Annotated in this window: 18 protein-coding genes; 15 read left to right on the top strand and 3 right to left on the bottom strand. The window is 72.0% G+C overall.

Annotation, left to right across the window (positions count from 1 at the left end; genetic code table 11):
- Positions 1-27: 27 nt before the first annotated feature.
- The 10 genes from ACZ7CD_RS02030 (at position 28) to ACZ7CD_RS01985 (ending at position 8727) form a co-directional block, all read left to right on the top strand.
- Positions 28-1008, top strand: coding sequence for a Ppx/GppA family phosphatase (locus tag ACZ7CD_RS02030; protein WP_360399876.1), 981 nt, complete (start codon positions 28-30; stop codon positions 1006-1008).
- The gene (locus ACZ7CD_RS02025; protein WP_470378165.1) at positions 1008-2369 is read left to right on the top strand and encodes a hypothetical protein; all 1362 of its coding nucleotides are present in this window, start codon (positions 1008-1010) and stop codon (positions 2367-2369) included. The genes ACZ7CD_RS02030 and ACZ7CD_RS02025 overlap by 1 nt, the downstream gene beginning before the upstream one ends.
- Positions 2366-3208 (top strand): sugar phosphate isomerase/epimerase family protein, encoded by an 843-nt coding sequence (locus tag ACZ7CD_RS02020; protein WP_360399870.1) that lies wholly within the window; start codon positions 2366-2368, stop codon positions 3206-3208. The genes ACZ7CD_RS02025 and ACZ7CD_RS02020 overlap by 4 nt, the downstream gene beginning before the upstream one ends.
- An 89-nt stretch (positions 3209-3297) precedes the next feature.
- Positions 3298-4194, top strand: a complete 897-nt coding sequence (locus tag ACZ7CD_RS02015) for a proline dehydrogenase family protein (RefSeq protein WP_360399867.1) — start codon at positions 3298-3300, stop codon at positions 4192-4194.
- Positions 4191-4973 (top strand): thioesterase family protein, encoded by a 783-nt coding sequence (locus ACZ7CD_RS02010; protein ID WP_360399864.1) that lies wholly within the window; start codon positions 4191-4193, stop codon positions 4971-4973. Before ACZ7CD_RS02015 ends, ACZ7CD_RS02010 begins: the two co-directional genes overlap by 4 nt.
- 10 nt (positions 4974-4983) lie before the next feature.
- Positions 4984-5793: a pyrroline-5-carboxylate reductase gene (gene proC / locus ACZ7CD_RS02005; RefSeq protein WP_360399861.1), complete on the top strand. Its 810-nt coding sequence runs from the start codon at positions 4984-4986 to the stop codon at positions 5791-5793.
- A 212-nt stretch (positions 5794-6005) separates the two neighbouring features.
- Complete coding sequence (locus tag ACZ7CD_RS02000; protein ID WP_053737062.1) at positions 6006-6218, top strand: helix-turn-helix domain-containing protein; 213 nt, start codon at positions 6006-6008, stop codon at positions 6216-6218.
- A gap of 131 nt (positions 6219-6349) precedes the next feature.
- Positions 6350-6451, top strand: a complete 102-nt coding sequence (locus ACZ7CD_RS01995) for a 30S ribosomal protein bS22 (RefSeq protein WP_015105422.1) — start codon at positions 6350-6352, stop codon at positions 6449-6451.
- A 263-nt stretch (positions 6452-6714) separates the two neighbouring features.
- On the top strand, positions 6715-7752 hold the full coding sequence (locus ACZ7CD_RS01990) for an NAD-dependent epimerase/dehydratase family protein (RefSeq protein WP_360399858.1): 1038 nt from the start codon (positions 6715-6717) through the stop codon (positions 7750-7752).
- A gap of 15 nt (positions 7753-7767) precedes the next feature.
- Entirely contained in the window at positions 7768-8727 is a 960-nt protein-coding gene (locus ACZ7CD_RS01985; RefSeq protein WP_360399855.1) for a lysophospholipid acyltransferase family protein, read from the top strand.
- On the opposite strand, the gene ACZ7CD_RS01980 is transcribed toward ACZ7CD_RS01985, so the two are convergent.
- On the bottom strand, positions 8696-9928 hold the full coding sequence (locus ACZ7CD_RS01980) for an isocitrate lyase/PEP mutase family protein (protein ID WP_470378164.1): 1233 nt from the start codon (positions 9926-9928) through the stop codon (positions 8696-8698). The genes ACZ7CD_RS01985 and ACZ7CD_RS01980 overlap by 32 nt on opposite strands.
- 56 nt (positions 9929-9984) lie before the next feature.
- Here ACZ7CD_RS01980 and ACZ7CD_RS01975 point away from each other — a divergent pair, with 56 nt between their 5' ends.
- A complete protein-coding gene (locus ACZ7CD_RS01975; RefSeq protein ID WP_470378163.1) occupies positions 9985-10647 on the top strand; it encodes an ArsR/SmtB family transcription factor in 663 nt (220 codons plus the stop codon).
- Here the strand turns inward: ACZ7CD_RS01975 and ACZ7CD_RS01970 are convergent.
- Together ACZ7CD_RS01970 and ACZ7CD_RS01965 are read right to left on the bottom strand one after the other, a co-directional pair.
- Positions 10636-10872 carry a glutaredoxin family protein gene (locus tag ACZ7CD_RS01970; protein WP_360399846.1) on the bottom strand — a complete coding sequence of 79 codons (237 nt, stop codon included), beginning with the start codon at positions 10870-10872 and terminating at the stop codon, positions 10636-10638. The two genes, ACZ7CD_RS01975 and ACZ7CD_RS01970, sit on opposite strands and share 12 nt — an antisense overlap.
- Before the next feature lies 1 nt (position 10873).
- Complete coding sequence (locus ACZ7CD_RS01965; RefSeq protein ID WP_360399843.1) at positions 10874-12349, bottom strand: AMP-binding protein; 1476 nt, start codon at positions 12347-12349, stop codon at positions 10874-10876.
- Positions 12350-12556: 207 nt separating this feature from the next.
- Here ACZ7CD_RS01965 and ACZ7CD_RS01960 point away from each other — a divergent pair, with 207 nt between their 5' ends.
- The 4 genes from ACZ7CD_RS01960 to ACZ7CD_RS01945 all read left to right on the top strand — a co-directional run bounded on the left by ACZ7CD_RS01960 (position 12557) and on the right by ACZ7CD_RS01945 (position 16927).
- The gene (locus tag ACZ7CD_RS01960; protein ID WP_360399840.1) at positions 12557-13132 is read left to right on the top strand and encodes a sigma-70 family RNA polymerase sigma factor; all 576 of its coding nucleotides are present in this window, start codon (positions 12557-12559) and stop codon (positions 13130-13132) included.
- A 54-nt stretch (positions 13133-13186) separates the two neighbouring features.
- On the top strand, positions 13187-14269 hold the full coding sequence (locus tag ACZ7CD_RS01955) for a DUF5667 domain-containing protein (RefSeq protein WP_360399837.1): 1083 nt from the start codon (positions 13187-13189) through the stop codon (positions 14267-14269).
- Between the two features lie 221 nt (positions 14270-14490).
- A complete protein-coding gene (locus tag ACZ7CD_RS01950; RefSeq protein ID WP_360399834.1) occupies positions 14491-15387 on the top strand; it encodes an HAD family hydrolase in 897 nt (298 codons plus the stop codon).
- A gap of 70 nt (positions 15388-15457) precedes the next feature.
- Positions 15458-16927 (top strand): molybdopterin-dependent oxidoreductase, encoded by a 1470-nt coding sequence (locus tag ACZ7CD_RS01945; RefSeq protein ID WP_470378162.1) that lies wholly within the window; start codon positions 15458-15460, stop codon positions 16925-16927.
- The last annotated feature ends 74 nt before the right edge of the window (positions 16928-17001 follow it).

Here is a 17001-nt window from a genome sequence, read left to right as displayed (position 1 = left end):
CGGACACGACCAGGTACCGTTTCCGGCGTGCGCCTGGGCGTCCTTGACGTGGGTTCGAACACCGTCCACCTCCTCGTGGTGGACGCGCATCGTGGTGCCCACCCGATCCCGACGACCTCCGAGAAGACGATCCTGCGGCTCGCCGAGCAGCTGGACGCCGGGGGAATGCTCAGCAAATCAGGTGCTGACCAGCTGGTTCGCGCTGTGGCCGCCGCCAAGGCGTCGGCCAAGCGCTCCGGCTGCGAGGACCTGATGGCGTTCGCGACCTCGGCGGTGCGCGAGGCGGGCAACTCGGCCGAGGTGCTCGACCGGGTGCGCACCGAGACCGGGGTCGACCTGAAGGTCCTGTCGGGCGAGGACGAGGCGAAGTACACGTTCCTCGCCGTCCGCCGCTGGTACGGCTGGTCGGCGGGCAAGCTGCTGTGCCTCGACATCGGCGGCGGCTCCCTCGAGCTCGCCGTCGGGCGCGACGAGAACCCGCAGATGGCGTTCTCCGTGCCGCTCGGCGCCGGCCGGCTCACCAGGACCCGGTTCAAGAAGGACCCACCACGGCGGTCAGAGGTCCGCGAGACCACCGAATGGCTCGCCGAGCAGCTCGCGCCCGTGGCGCGGAAGCTGAAACGCGCGGGAGAACCCGATCGGGTGGTTGCGACCTCGAAAACCTTCCGAACGCTGGCGCGGCTCACCGGGGCCGCGCCATCGTCTGCCGGGCCCAGGGCGCGTCGCGTGCTCACCGACGCCGGCCTGCGGCAGCTGATCGCGTTCATTTCCCGGATGTCGGCCAGCGACCTCGCCGAGTTGGAAGGTGTCAGCACCTCGCGTGCGCACCAGCTCGTCGCGGGTGCGCTGGTCGCGGAGGCAACCATGCGAGCCCTGTCACTCACGCAGCTGGAGATTTGCCCGTGGGCGCTCCGGGAGGGTGTCATCCTCCGGCGGCTGGACCACACTGATGGGACGGACCAGAGCGATACTGGACGTACCAGCCAGACCGGGGCACGGTGGAGTTGATGAGTCGAGAGAGCGGATCGGAGCACACGCAGCGCACTGTCGCTGAGCTGCTCGCCCAGTACGGCGGCAGCTCGGGGGAGGCGCCACGTCGGCGACGCCGCCGCGCGGAGGACGACGACGACGTCCAGCAGCCGGAGACCGCGCCCCAGTCGATCATCGAGCGCGTCCTGTCCGACAGCGGCCGGCTCATGGCCGTGCGCGACGACGACCCGGCACCGACCGGTCGCCGCGCCGCACCGGAACCGTCCTCCGAGCGGACCGCCTACCAGCCGGTGCCGCCGGTGGCACCGCCCGCCGCACCCCCGAAGGCACCCCAGCCCCCGGCAGCGCAGCCCCCGCAGCCGCAGCCGTCGCAGCAGCTGCCCAAGCCGCAGCCGCCGGTGGCGCCGCAGGTCCGCAGACCAGGCCAGCCCGCTCCCGTGCCCCCGCCCGCCGCTGCCGCCGAGCAGACCCGGCAGGTGCCGCCGGTCCGCGACCAGCCGTCGCGCTCCGACCTGCCCCGTCCCGACCTGGCCCGCCCCGAGGTGTCGCGGTCGGACCTGCCGCGCCCGGACGTGGCCAGGCCCGACGTCTCGCGGTCCGACCTGCCGCGCCCGGACGGCGCCCGCATCGAGTCCCGGCTGGACCCCGCCGCACCGCCGGCGTCGCGCACGAACATCGCGCGCCCGCCGAAGCCCGGCCAGCCGTCGGTGCCGCTGCCGGTCCCCGGTCCGCCGCGCGAGGCGATGACCGAGCAGCTCCCGCGCATCCCGGCGAAGGCGCCGGTCGACCAGATCGCGGCGCTGGAGACCGAGTCGGTCCTGATCGTGCCGCCCGCACCGCCGAAGCTGCCGGAGCCGCTGCCCGGCAACGACGCCGACGCGTGGTTCGGCGACGACGAGCCCGACCTGCAGAAGACCGACCTGTCGCTGCCGCCGATGGAGTCGACCGCGGCCCACGCGGGCCCGTACGTGGACGACGACGACTCGCAGGAGTACGCCGTCTACCGCGAGGACGACTACCTCGCCGATGCGGACGAGATCGACGACGACGAACGCCCGGCGGGCCTCGACGACGTCAGCGAGGCCGAGGAGGACCCGGAGGAGGACGCGCAGCGGTCGCCGGCCAAGGAGTGGCTGGTCATGATCGGCCAGCTCGCGGTCGGCGTCCTCGGCGGCGCGGCACTGTGGCTCGCGTTCAACTTCCTCTGGCGCACCCAGGCCGTGGCGGCGCTGGTGGTCGCACTGGCCGTGACCGTCGGCCTGGTGCTGCTGGTCCGCAAGATCCGCCGCGCCGACGACCTGCAAACCACACTGCTCGCCATCCTCGTGGGCCTCATCGTCACCGTGTCACCAGCGGCGATGCTGCTGGTGAAGAGTTGACGGCCCGCATCCCGGTCGGGCTTTCCACGGCATCGGTCTACCCGCAGCCCGCCGGAGCTGCCTTCGAGATCGCCTCCGAGCTGGGCTACGACGGCGTCGAGCTGATGGTGTGGGCCGACCCGGTCTCCCAGGACATCCGGGCGGTGGACCGCCTGTCCACCCGCTCCGGCCTGCCGGTGCTGGCCGTGCACGCCCCGTGCCTGCTGATCTCCCAGCGGGTCTGGTCGCCCGACCCGGTGGAACGCCTGCGCAAGGCCGTGCGGGCCGCTCAGGACCTGGGCGCGCCGACCGTGGTGCTGCACCCGCCGTTCCGCTGGCAGCGCAGGTACGCCGACGGCTTCGCCGGCCTGGTGTCGTCGCTGGAGGACGAGAGCGGCATCGCGATCGCCGTGGAGAACATGTTCCCGGTGAAGCGCCCGCTCGGTCGCGGCCGGTCGGTGCAGATGACCGCGTTCAAGCCCTCCATCGACCCGACCGACGTCGGCCACGCCAACTACACCCTGGACCTCTCGCACTCGGCCGCGGCGCACGTGGACGCGCTGGAGCTGGCGAAGCGGATGGGCGACGGGCTGCGGCACGTCCACCTGGCCGACGGCTCCGGCGCGCCGAAGGACGAGCACATGATCCCCGGCCGCGGCACGCAGCCGTGCGCCGAGCTGTGCGAGCGGCTCGCCCGCAGCGGGTTCGACGGGCAGGTCGTGCTGGAGGTCAACACCCGGCGTGCGGTGACCCCGGCGGCCCGGCGGGAGATGCTGGCCGAGGCGTTGCTGTTCGCGCGGCTGCACCTCGACTGGCCGGCCGACGGCCCCTCCACGACCCCTCGCTCCGCCCTGTCCTGAGTGCACGCGGGGAGCTTTCGTACTCCCACAGCGCACGAAAGGACCCCGCGTGCGCTGAGCGGCGGAGGCCAGCGGGTTAGGGTTCCGGTGTGGACCCGCTGCGAGCGTTGATCATGGCCGCGTCTCGCAACGAGGCGGTGCGGCACCTCGTCGCCAACGCGCCCATCAGCCGGGACGTCGTGAGGCGGTTCGTGGCCGGCGAGTCGACGGCGGACGCCGTGCGGGTCGTCCGCGATCTCGGACTGCCGGTGACGCTCGACTACCTCGGCGAGGACACCACCGACAAGGCGCAGGCGGAGAAGACCGTCCAGGCCTACCTGGAGCTGCTCGACGCCCTGCACGCCGCAGGCCTGGCGGCGAACGCCGAGGTCAGCGTGAAGCTGTCGGCGGTCGGCCAGTCGCTGGACGAGTCGCTGGCGCTCACGAACGCCTCGCGGATCTGCGCGGCGGCCGAGCAGTGCGGCACGACGGTCACGCTCGACATGGAGGACCACACCACCACCGACTCGACGCTGGAGGTCCTGCGCGAGCTGCGCAGGACGTGGCCGTGGGTCGGGGCGGTGCTGCAGAGCTACCTGCACCGCACGCTCGACGACTGCCGGGCGCTCAGCCACGAGGGCAGCCGGGTCCGGCTCGTCAAGGGCGCCTACGCGGAGCCGCCGGAGGTGGCGATCCAGGACCCGCACGAGGTGGACCTGAACTACGTGCGCTGCGCCAACGTGCTCCTGGCAGGAGAGGGGTACCCGATGTTCGGCACGCACGACCCGCGGCTCATCGAGATCATCGGTGAGCGGGCGCGGTGGTATGACAAAACCGACTTCGAGTTCCAGATGCTCTACGGCATCCGGCCGGAGGAGCAGAAGCGGCTCGGGACGCGCGTTTATGTCCCGTACGGCGAGCAGTGGTACGGATATCTCATGCGGCGACTTGCGGAACGGCCTGCCAACGTGACTTTCTTCCTGCGGTCGCTGGCCAGCCGCTCATGACCTTCTCGAAGTCCAGCGCGGTGCGGTCACTCGGTGACGGAACCTTCACCGCCTCGCTCCCGGCCGAGTGGACCGTGGGCCCGAAGCCGCACGGCGGGTTCCTGCTCGCGGTCATGACCAGGGCCGCCGCGGAGCTGACCGGCCACGACCCGCTCGCGGTGTCCGCGCAGTTCCTGCGTGCGCCCGAGGTCGGTCCGGTGCTGGTCAGGACCGATCTGCGCAAGGCGGGGCGCACGGCCACGGTGGTGGCGGTGACGCTGGAGCAGCGCGGTCAGGTGTGCGTCGAGGCGTCGGTCACGCTCGGGCGCATCCCGGAGAACCGGGCCGACTACGCGAACCTGCCGCAGGTGCCGGCCGCGCCGCCGCCGGGGTCGATCGAGCTGGCGTCGTTCCCGACCGGCGGGGCCTACAAGGTCGGCGCCCTGTGCGACCTGCGGGTGGACCGGGAGTCGGCGGCGTTCCTCGAACGGCGCACGGACGGGCCGCTCACGTTCAAGCTGTGGGCGCGGCCGGTCGACGAGCACCCCGACCTGCTCTTCGCGTTGCTCGCGGGCGACCTGTCGATGCCGGTGACGTTCAACCTCGGCCGGTTCGGGTGGTCGCCGACGGTGCAGCTGACGGCCCTGCTGCGGGCGCGGCCGGCACCGGGGTGGCTGCGCATCCACGTCACCTGCCAGGCGGTGCACGGGCAGTGGTTCGACGAGGACGCCACCGTCATCGACGCGACCGGCCGGCTGGTGTGCCAGGCACGGCAGCTGGCGCTGACACCCGCTGTGTGAGACTTGACCGATGACGAAGATCGCGGTGCTCGGCGCGGGCAAGATCGGTGAGGCGCTGCTGTCCGGGCTTCTGCAGGGCGGTCGTCCGGCCGCCGATCTGATGTTCACCGAGAAGCACGAGGCCCGTGCGCGCTCGCTCACCGAGCAGTACGGCATCGAGGGCACCACGGTGGCCGGTGCGGCGGCGAGCGCGGACGTGCTCATCGTCGCCGTCAAGCCGCAGGACATCGAGCCGCTGCTGGTCGACCTCAAGCCGGTGCTGAAGCCGGGCGCGCTGGTCGTGTCGCTGTGCGCGGGCCTGCCGACCGCCCTGTTCGAACGCAGGCTGCCGGAGGGCACGCCGGTGGTGCGGGTCATGCCGAACACGCCGATGGTCGTCGGTGAGGCGATGAGCGCCATCTCCGGTGGGTCCAACGCCACGCCCGAGCACCTCAAGGTCGTCGAGGAGCTGCTGTCGACCGTGGGCAAGGTCGCGGTGGTGCCCGAGTCGCAGCAGGACGCCGTCACCGCCCTGTCCGGTTCCGGCCCGGCGTACTTCTTCTTCCTCGTCGAGGCGATGATCGACGCGGGCATCCTGCTCGGCATCCCCCGTGACCTGGCCTCGCAGCTGATCATCCAGTCGGCCGTGGGCGCCGCGACGATGCTGGCGGAGGGCCAGTCGCACCCGGTCATCCTGCGCGAGGCGGTCACGTCACCGGCGGGCACGACGATCATGGCGATCCGCGAGCTGGAGAAGCACGGCGTCCGCGCGGCCCTGCTGGCGGCCATCGAGTCGGCCCGCGACCGCTCCGTCGAACTGGGCCGCCAGCACGAGGACTGAGTGCACGCGGGGAGCTTTCGTACTCTCCTGGAGCACGCGGGGGCCCCGCGTGCCCCTCAGGGGAACGCGGGACTCCCGCGTGACATCAAGACTGACCGGTTGGTCGTCGCAGTGGTCACACCAGTCCCGCTACTCTCAGGGCAGCACGTGCGTGTCGAACCGTCGGTGGGGAAGACCGACGGCACGACACGTGTCGAAGGATGCGGTGATGCATGTCTGCGAAGGAGAACGAACGAACAGGTCTCGCTCAGGTGCAGTTCCTGACCGTGGCCGAGGTGGCCTCGATGATGCGGGTCTCGAAGATGACCGTGTACCGCCTGGTGCACTCCGGTGAGCTGCCCGCTGTGCGGGTCGGCAAGTCGTTCCGGGTGCCCGAGAAAGCGGTGCACGCCTACCTCGAGAACGCGTACTTCGACGCCGGCTGAAGGGCGTTGCAGGACTGGCGAACCCCAGCGGGTAGACTGGCAGGCCGATCGTGCTTACCGGCGCGCCGTGCTTGACACGGCCAAGGCTGGGGCGCGCCAGTAAAAGCAACGTCTAGAGCTAAGGATCCCGCATGGGCTCGGTCATCAAGAAGCGCCGCAAGCGCATGTCGAAGAAGAAGCACCGCAAGCTGCTGCGCAAGACTCGCGTCCAGCGCAGGAAGCGCGGCAAGTAAGGCCCATGTGCGGCTCTCGCCACCGCCGGTCCCTCTCGCAGGGGCCGGCGGTGGCTGCTTTTCCGGCACGCCCGGTAGTTGCACTGGCACGGAATTTCACCCAGTGAGACGCTTGCCCGGAAACGCGGGAACGGTCGCCGCCGATCGGGTGATTGGGCCGTAAAGGCTGCGTGACCTGCGTCAAGACGGCGTTCCGGCCCCCTGCGCTCATCGGCCGGGCTTGTAGCATCGACCAATCGCACCACCCGTCTGCTTGGAGTCGCATGACGCCCAAGGTCGTCCTCGTCACCGGAGTCAGCCGCTTCCTCGGCGGCCACCTCGCCGCGCGGTTCGCCGCGAACCCGGACGTCGAGCGCGTGCTCGGGGTCGACACCGAGCCACCGCCGCGTGACCTGCTGCGCCGCATGGGGCGGGCCGAGTTCGTGCGGGCGGACATCCGCAACCCGCTGATCAGCAAGGTCATCGCCACGGCGAACGTGGACACGGTGGTCCACGCCTCCGTCACCGCCAACCCGGCCGGGCCCACCGGCCGCACGGCGATGAAGGAGATGAACGTCATCGGCACCATGCAGCTGCTGGCCGCGTGCCAGAAATCGCCGAACGTGCGCAAGCTCGTGGTGAAGTCGACGAGCGCCGTGTACGGGTCCAGCTCGCGCGACCCGGCGGTGTTCACCGAGGACATGGGCCCGAAGGACCTGCCGTCGTCCGGGTACGCCAAGGACGCGGTCGAGGTCGAGGGGTACGTGCGCGGGTTCGGCCGCCGCAGGCCGGACGTGAACGTCACGACCCTGCGCTTCACCAACTTCATCGGACCGCGCATCGACACGGTCCTCACCCGGTACTTCGCGCTCCCGGTCGTGCCCACGGTCCTGGGTTACGACGCGCGCGTGCAGCTGCTGCACTCCGAGGACGCCCTCGCTGTCCTCGAACGCGCGACGCTGCACGACCTGCCGGGCGTGTTCAACGTGGGCGGCGACGGCGTGCTGCTGTTGTCGCAGGCCATCCGCAGGGCGGGCAGGCTGGCCCTGCCGGTGCCCAGCGCGGCCGTGCCCACGGTCGGCGGCTTCTTCCGGAGCGCCCGGCTCGTCGACTTCTCACCCGACCAGATGAGGTTCCTCAACTGGGGGCGGGTGGTCGACACGACCCTGCTGAAGAGGGAGTTCGGGTTCACACCGCGGTGGACCACCCAGCAGGCGTTCGACGACTACGTGAGCGGCCGGGGTCTCAAGCCGCTCGTCGATCCCGAGACGGTGGACGCCGCGGAACGGGGAATCCTCGACGCGGCCGCCCGTTTCCGCTGATCTTTGCCTGAGGAGATGAACGCAGTGGCAGGAGCGCGCGTTATCCCGCTGCACGACCCGGAACGCGACGCCGCACGCAGAGCGCGGCACGTCGAGGTGGTCCCGGAGCCCGCGCAGCAGCAGTCCGGGGTGCCGGACTGGGAACGCCGGCTGACCGACCTGCTGTCGTTCGCGCGCAGGCGGATCGCGGGCGACTACCAGGTCGACGAGTTCGGGTTCGACAAGGACCTGACCGAGAACGTGCTGATGCCGCCGCTCAAGCCGCTGTACGAGAAGTGGTTCCGGGTCGAGACGATCGGCATGTCGAACGTCCCGGCGACCGGGGGTGCGCTGATCGTGGCGAACCACTCCGGCACGTTGCCGCTCGACGCGCTGATGACGTCGTACGGCATCGCCTCCGAGCACCCGGCGCAGCGGCACATGCGCATGCTGGGCGCCGACCTGGTGTTCCGCACGCCGGTGCTGGGCGCGCTCGCCCGCAAGTCCGGGCAGACGCTGGCCTGCAACCCCGACGCCGAGCGGCTGCTGTCGTCCGGCGAGCTCGTGGGCGTGTGGCCGGAGGGCTTCAAGGGCATCGGCAAGCCGTTCAAGGACCGCTACAAGCTCCAGCGCTTCGGCCGCGGCGGGTTCGTGGCGGCGGCGCTCAAGACCGGCACGCCGATCATCCCGTGCTCGATCGTGGGCGCGGAGGAGATCTACCCGATGATCGGCGACATCAAGGCGCTGGCCCGGCTCTTCGGGTTCCCGTACTTCCCGGTGACGCCGTTCTTCCCGCTGCTGGGGCCGCTGGGCGCGATCCCGCTGCCGTCGAAGTGGTACATCGAGTTCGGCGAGCCGATCCGCACGGACGTCTTCGGCGAGAACGCGGCCGACGACCCGATGCTCGTGTTCAACCTGACCGACCAGGTGCGCGAGACGATCCAGCAGACGCTCTACCGGCTGCTCACGCAGCGCCGGAACGTGTTCCTGGGCTGAGCAGGGCGTTCGCCGTCTCGACGGTCGCGGCGCGGGCGGCGCGGAACAGCTGCGAGCCCGTGCTGATCCGCCGCACGCCGAGGTCGGCCAGGCGGTGCACCGGCTCGCCGGCCAGCACGTTCAGCGGGGTGTCGAACGTGGCGGTGAACGTCGCGATGCCCGGCAGCGGCAGCCGCGGCACGAAGATCCCGTCGGCGCCGGCGGCGAGGTAGTGCTCGGCGCGGCGCAACACCTCGGTGGTCGTCGCGTCGATGCCGAGCCAGTGCGTGTCGACGCGGGCGTTGACGAACACGCCCGGCGTCCGCCGCTTGACCGCCGCGACCAGTTCCGCCTGATCAGCCGGGTCGGCGAGGTGGTCGCCGCGGCCGTCTTCGAGGTTGATGCCCGAGACGCCGAGCGAGGCGACGTACTCGGCGACCTCCTCCGGGTCTTCGGAGAACCCGTGCTCGACGTCGGCGGTGACCGGGCACGGCAGCGTGCCGATCAGCCGGGCCAAGGCGCGGGTGTGCTCCTTGGCGAGTCCGGACGCGTCGGGCACGCCGTGCGCCGCCGAGACTCCGAAGCTCGTGGTGCCGACGGCGGGGTAACCGGCTTCCTGGAGCGCGACGGCGGTGGCGTGGTCCCAGGCGTTCGGCAGCAGCAACGGCTCGGCGCGGTGGTGCAGCGCCTTGAACGCCATGTTCTTCGCGATCTTCGTGGCGAGCTCGCGGCCGGGGCAGGCGTGGGCGCCGTGACCGAACGGGTGGGCGGTGAGGTCGACCTCGACCACGCCCTGCGGGCTCTGGCGGCGCGTCAACGGGACCGGAGGCGTCCGATCACCGGTTGTCAGGCGGTCGGCGAACGCCCGCGTTGCCGCCCAGGCCTGCACCAGGAGCCCGATCCGGGCCGCGGTGGTCTCCGTGCGCCCGTGCCGGGCCACCAGCCGCTCCACGGCCGCGTCAGCCTGCGCCGTGATCGGCTCGTGCGGCTGGTAGCTCGGCGCGATCTCCGCGACGTCGGCCGGCGCGCCCGGCAGGACCCGGTCGGCCAGCTCGTCGAGCGTGGTGGCGTCGACCCCCTCCAGCAACGCGGTCGTGAGCGCGCGCCGGCGGGTGTGCTCGGGGCCGTCGCTGAACCGGACGACCTGCGATCGAAGCCACGCCACCCCGCTCTCACCTGCGGGAACGCTGGGCACGGGCAGGATCGGCAGCTCTTCGGTCATGTCACGAAGCTAGGGCCGGGACGGTTCGGCGCTGACCGAATCGTCGCAGGCGCAGAATGGCCGTCGTGGAGGCATTGGCACAGGTGGCCGCGCTGCTGGCGGACCGGACGCGGGCCGCGTTCTGCTCGGCGCTGCTGGACGGCCGGGCCTGGACCGCGACCGAGCTGGCCCGGCACGCGGGTGTGGCGCCGTCGACCGCGAGCGAGCACCTGACCCGGCTCGTCGAGGGCGGTCTGCTCGCCGAACACCGCCAGGGCCGGCACCGGTACGTCTCGTTGGCAGGACCGCACGTCGCCGAGCTGCTGGAGTCGATGACCGCGTTCGCGGGGCCGGGGGAGAAGCCGCGCACGCTGCGGGCCGCGTCGGCGTCGGAGGCCCTGGCCCGTGGCCGGACCTGCTACGACCACCTCGCCGGACAGCTCGCCATTGCGCTCAAGACCGGTCTGCTGGGGCTGGGCGTGCTGACCGCCGACCTCGCCGTGACGCGGCACGGCCTGGTCTGGCTCGGGGAGCTCGGCTTCGAACCCTCGAAGCGGCAGGGCAGCAGGGCCTGCCTGGACTGGACCGAACGCGTCCCGCACGTCGCCGGAGCCGCCGGGGCCCACCTGTGCGGCGAGTTCCTCCGGCGGGGCTGGGTCAGGCGGATCGGCACGAGCCGCGCCGTCGTGCTCACCTCGCGGGGCGAGCACGGCTGGCGCGACCTGGGCCTACTCGGCTAGCGCCGCCCGCAGCCGGTCCTCCTCGACCTTCCAGAACCCGTGCTCGACGCCGTCGACGAGGAACACCGGCACCTGGTCGCCGTACTCGGCACGCCACTCCGGGTCCGAGTCGACGTCCTCCACCGACCAGGTCGCGCCGGCCTCGCCGCAGATGCGGGCGATCTCGGCCTCGGCGACCTCGCAGGCGTGGCAGTCCTTGCGGCCCATGACGGTCACGTGGTGCATGTCAGGCTCCCAACGGCCGGCGCAGCACGGCGCGGGCCAGCTTGCCGGTCGGCGAGTGCGGCAGCGTGGCCGCGAACTCCACCGACGTCGGCACCTTGAACTTCGCGAGCCGGGCCGCGCAGTGCGCCACGACCTCGTCGGAGGTCAGCTCCTGGCCGTCGCGCAGCACGATCACGACCTTCACCGACTCGCCGGTCCTCTCGTCCGGCACGCCGACCGCCGCCGCCTCCACCACACCCGGCAGCTCGCCGAGGACCTGCTCGACCTCGTGCGGGTAGACGTTGAAGCCGTTGACGATGATCAGGTCACCGGCCCGGTCGACCAGGTGCAGGTCACCGTCGGCGTCGATGAACCCGACGTCGCCGGTGCGGAACCAGCCGGTCGCGTCCGGCCCGTGCGCACCGTCCGGCCAGTAGCCGGAGAACAGGTTGTCGCCCTTCGCCGACACCAGGCCGGTGCCCGGCTCGTCCTCGTCGATGTCGAGCACCGAGCCGTCGGTGTCGACCAGCCGGATCTCGACGCCGGGCAGCGCCCTGCCGACCGAACCCGGCTTCGGCGTGCCGCCGACCAGCGTCGACGTCAGCACCGGGCCCGTCTCGGTGAGGCCGTAGCCCTCGAAGACCGGGATGCCGAGCGCGGTCTTCATCTCGTTGATGACCCCGGCGGGCAGCGGCGCCGCGCCCGAGGTGAAGAGCCGGACCGTGGCGAGCTTCTCGCGCAGCACCTCGACCGGGTGGGCCAGCAGCGCCCGGTACATCGGCGGCACGCCGACCATCGTGGTCACCCGGTGCTGCTCGATCACGTCCAGCGCGCCGGCCGGGTCGAAGCGCTCCAGCAGCACGGCCGTGGCGCCCGCGCCCGCGACCTGCAGCAGACCGGGGCCGAGGCCGTAGACGTGGAACAGCGGCAGCGCGAGCAGCACCCGGTCGCCCGCGGTCACCGGCGCCGGGCGCAGCGAGGCGCACTGGGCGACGTTCGCGAGCAGCGCGCGGTGGGACAGCATCGCGCCGCGCGGCACACCGGACGTGCCGGAGGTGTAGCCGAGCACCGCCAGGTCCTCGCCGCCGCCCACCGCCTCGAACGGTTCCGCGGTCGCCCGCACGTCCGGCAGGTCGAGCACGGTGGCGTCGGACCCCTCGCCGTCACCGACCAGCAACGCGGCCCCGGAGTCGGCCAGGATGCGCTGCAGCTCGCGCGACGGGGTGCCGGGACCGGTCGGCACGACGACACCGCCCGCGCGCAGGACGCCGAACACGGCGACCACGAACTCGGGCCCGGTGGGCAGCCGTACCGCCACCCGGTCGCCGGTTTCCAGACCAGAATCGGCCAAACGGCGGGCGAAAGCGTCGACCGCGCCGTCGATGGTCTCCCACGTGAGGCTCAACCCGCTCGTGACGTCGACCAGTGCGACGTGGCCCGGCCCCCGCTGTGCCGAGGCACGAACCAGATCTGCGACATTGCGAGCGGAAGTCACCATGGCCTCCTCATGAACAACTGGGCGCTCCGAGCAGTCTTCCACGCGTCGGCGGCGTCACGAATACGCGGTTGGTGCGTCTCCACATCACAATCGGTCCACTACCTACTACGGAGTAACAACACGTATGCTGCCGCCACGGCGACTCTGTGGAGGTGCCGCCAGCCGATGACCGCGCGGGCACGACCGACGATCAGGACCACCCGGACCATGACGGGAGGTCAGCACGACGACGCAGGCGACGAGCCGTGGCAGCTCGTCAAGGCCGCCCAGGAGGGTGACACCGACGCGTTCGGAGTGCTTTACGACAAGTACGTCGACATGGTGTTCCGCTACGTCCTCTTCCGGGTGGGCGGTGATCGGGCGTTCGCCGAGGACGTCACCAGCGAGACGTTCTTGCGCGCGTTGCGCAGCATCGGGTCGGTCAGCTACCAGGGCCGTGACGTCGGCGCCTGGTTCGTCACGATCGCCCGCAACATCGTGTACGACCACGTGAAGTCCAGCCGCTACCGGCTGGAGGTCACGACCGCGGAGCTGCAGGACAACCGCGAGGAGACCAGCGGCCCCGAGCAAGAGGTGATGACCGAGGCGACCAACGCGGAGCTGCTCCGCTGCGTCTCCCAGTTGGGGGACGACCAGCAGGAGTGCATCCGGCTGCGGTTCATCGAGGGCAAGTCGGTGTCCGAGGTCGCGGAGCTCATGGACCGCAACGAGGGCGCCGTGAAGGCGTTGCAACACCGGGCCGTCCGGCGGCTCGCACAGATCCTCCCGTCGTGGTTGCGGTGATCGCAGTCGCAGACGCGTAACCCAAAGCAGATCAACTTCGTTACTCGGGCTGAGATGGACGGCAAGGGAAGAACACCGCGGTGGCGGCAGACGGAGCACGAGCGATTCGCCCGTGCCGTGGAAGGCGGTCCGCAGCCGGTCGGGGGTGACTCGTTCGCAGAGGAGCTCGCGGTCGTCGAGCTGCTGCGCGGCCTGGACGTCGGCCCTGACGCCGCGACCCGCGAGCGGATGAGGCAGCGCGTCCTGACCGCGCCGCCACCGGAGAAAGCGCCGGTGCTCCTGTCGGTAAGACGCGTGGGAGCGCGTGGCCGGATGGCGGTCGCCGCCGCCGCGGTGCTGTGCCTGCTGATGTCACTCGGTGGCATGAGCGTGCTGCTCAGCCGTGACGCGCTCCCGGGAGACCCGCTGTACGGGGTGAAGCGCACCGCGGAGGGCGCCTCGCTCGGCCTGACCTTCGACGACGAGTCGCGCGCGCTGAAGCACCTGGAGTTCGCCGCCTCGCGCGTCACCGAGATGGAGACGCTCGCCGACCGCGGCGCCGACTCGGCGAGCCAGCTCACCGCCCTCGCCGACCTGGACGCCGACGCCGTGGAGGGCGCGCGCCAGCTCACCGCGTACGGCACCGTGGCCGACAAGACCGTCCTGCCCTCGCTGCGCGACTGGGCCCTCGACCAGTACGAGAAGCTCGGCGTCCTGCGCCCCCGCCTGCCGGAGGACGCCGGCAAGCACGCTGACACCACCATGTGGCTGCTCGCCTCCATCGCCCAGCGCGCCCACGACCTGGCCGCCCGCGCCGCCTGCCCCGACGTGGTCAGCGGCACCTCCGACCCGCTCGGCCCGCTGCCCGCGAAGGACGCGTGCGCCGCGGCGCCGACCCCGAGCACCACCCCCAGCCGCTCGCCGGTGGCCCCCACGCCGTCCGGTCGGCCGGTGCCGTCCGCGTCCGGCCAGCCGCCGGTGCAGCCGACGCAGTCCGCGGTGCCCGGCCTGCCGGGGGTCTCGACGCCGCCGGTGCCGTCCGGTCAGCCGGACACGACCCCGCCGCCCACGTCGGGCAAGCCGGGGATCACGATCCCGCTGCCGTTGCCCCTGCCGAGCATCTCGCTGCCGCTGCTGCCGGGGATCAGCTTCGGCTGACCCGGCCGCCCGCCGGCCGGCCGGGGCCGGCGCGGTGCGTGCTGCCGGGGTGCGCTCGGCCGCCGGGAGGAGGCGGCCCGGGGGCTTGGTCCGCCGGGCGCCGCCGCCCGTTCGGCACCACCCGCCACCCGTCACCCACCAGGTCTCGTTCCGGCACGACATGGAATCCGCTTCGGCGCAGTCGGGCGTTTTCGACCGGACCAGATCGCTAGGCTGGTCACATGGCAGGCAAGCGTGAGGTGCAGAGCGACCGGCTGGCCGAGCTCGCGGGTGAGGCGTCAGCCGACGCGGCCGTGGCCGCCGCTGCCGCCGCGCCCGAGCTCGAAGCCTCGCTGGCGGTGCCGACGGACCTGACGGCGGCCGCGTTCTTCGACGTCGACAACACGATGATGATGGGCGCGTCGATCTTCCACTTCGCGCGTGGGCTGGCGGCGCGCAAGTACTTCTCGTCGTCGGACCTTGCCGGGTTCGTCTGGCAGCAGCTGAAGTTCCGGGTCGGCGGGCGGGAGGACCCGGAGTCGGTGAAGGCCTCGCGGGAGCAGGCGCTGTCGTTCGTGGCCGGGCGCAGCGTCGCCGAGCTGGTGTCGCTGGGCGAGGAGATCTACGACGAGCTGATGGCCGACCGGATCTGGAAGGGCACGCAGGCGCTCGCCCAGATGCACCTCGACGCGGGGCAGCGGGTCTGGCTGGTCACCGCCACGCCGGTCGAGCTGGCGCAGATCATCGCGCGGCGGCTGGGGCTCACCGGTGCGCTCGGCACGGTCTCGGAGTCGGCCGACGGCATCTACACCGGCCGGCTGGTCGGCGACCTGCTGCACGGCAAGGCCAAGGCGCAGGCGGTGCGGTCGCTGGCCGCCAAGGAGGGGCTCGACCTGCGGCGGTGCACGGCCTACTCGGACTCGTCGAACGACGTGCCGATGCTCTCGGTCGTCGGCACGGCGGTGGCGGTGAACCCCGACTCGCAGCTGCGGGAGATCTCGCGCCGCAAGGACTGGGAGATCCGCGACTTCCGCACCGGGCGCAAAGCGGCCAAGATCGGCGTGCCGTCGGTGCTGGGCGTGGGTGCGCTGGCGGGTGCCGTGGCAGCCACGATGGCGTGGCGGCGCCGGGTCAGGTAGCCCCGCGGGCTGATTACCGACCCCTTACGGACCGTGCGAACCGGGGCCGGGTCGGTGTCGAATGAGAGGCATGAAGCCCGCCAAGGCCGCTCTCACGGGACTGCTCGCCGTCATCGCCGCTCTCGCGGCCGGGCACCTGGTGGCCGCGTTCGTGGGCCTGAGCGCCTCGCCGTACCTCGCGGTCGGCAACGCCGCCATCGACCTCACGCCGTCGTGGCTCAAGGACTTCGCCGTCGCCACGTTCGGCACCTACGACAAGCTCGTGCTGCTCACCGGCATGGCGCTGGTCCTCGTGGGCGTCGGCGTCGCGGCGGGCCTGCTCAGCCGCACCAGCCCCACCCCCGGCTCGGTGGTCGCGGTCGCGCTCGGCGTCGTCGGCATCGCGGCCGTGCTGAGCCGGCCGGACGTCGGCCAGCTCAGCGTCCTCGCACCGGTCGCGAGCCTCGCCGCCGGCCTCTACGTCTTCCGCTACCTGCACCGGGAGGCCCAGCACGACGGCGCGCGGCGGGACTTCCTCATCACCGCCGGGCTCGCGGCCGTCGCGGGCGTCGCGGGGCAGCTGTTCGGCAGCCGGACCGACGTCGAGGGCTCCCGCCAGGCGATCGGCGAGCTCAAGGCCGCCACGCCAGCGCCGGAGCCGCCACCGGGCGCCGACTTCGCCGGGGACGGCACCCCGAGCTTCATCACCAGCGGCGACGACTTCTACCGGATCGACACGGCGCTGAGCGTCCCGCGGCTCCGCGCCGAGGAGTGGTCGCTGCGGGTGCACGGCATGGTCGAACGGCCGACCGTGCTCACGTTCGACGACATCCGCAGGCGCGACCTCAAAGAAGAAGTCATCACGCTGGCCTGCGTGTCCAACGAGGTCGGCGGCCCCTACATCTCCACCGCCAAGTTCATCGGCATCCCGATCGGCGACGTGCTGCGCGAGGCCGGCGTGCGGGCGGGCGCCGACCAGCTGTTCAGCACCAGCGACGACGGGTTCACCGCGGGCAGCCCGCTCGACTACGTGCTGGAACGCGGCATGATCGCGATCGGCATGAACGGCGAACCGCTGCCCGCCGAGCACGGCTTCCCCGCGCGGCTCGTCGTGCCCGGCCTCTACGGCTACGTCTCCGCCACCAAGTGGGTCACCGACCTCAACGTGACCACGTTCGCCAAGGACCAGGGCTACTGGATCCCGCGCGGCTGGGCGACCAGGGCGCCGATCAAGACGATGTCGCGGATCGACCGGCCCAGGGGGCTCGCGAAGGTCCGGGGCAGGACCGTCGTCGCGGGCACGGCGTGGGCGCAGCCGACGGGCGTGGCCAAGGTCGAGGTCCGCTTCGACGGCGGGCCGTGGCGGGAGGCCGTCCTCGCCGCCGACGTCAGCGACAGCACGTGGCGGATGTGGCGGGTCGAGGAGGACCTCCGGCCCGGCAGTCACACGGTCGAGTGCCGGGCCACCGACAAGTCCGGGTACACCCAGGACCAGGCGCGCCTGGACCCCGTTCCCGACGGTGCGACGGGATGGCACTCGGTCACGTTCACCGTCGAGTAGGCGCTCACCCGGAATGATCATGAGCCGAGGAAGTGCTGGTCACAGCCCGTCACCGCCGTCGCGACCGGCGAGCG

Source organism: Lentzea sp. NPDC036949 (assembly GCF_055608075.1).
Note: the sequence above shows the minus strand (reverse complement) of the source record. Positions and strands in the feature narration are given on the sequence as shown.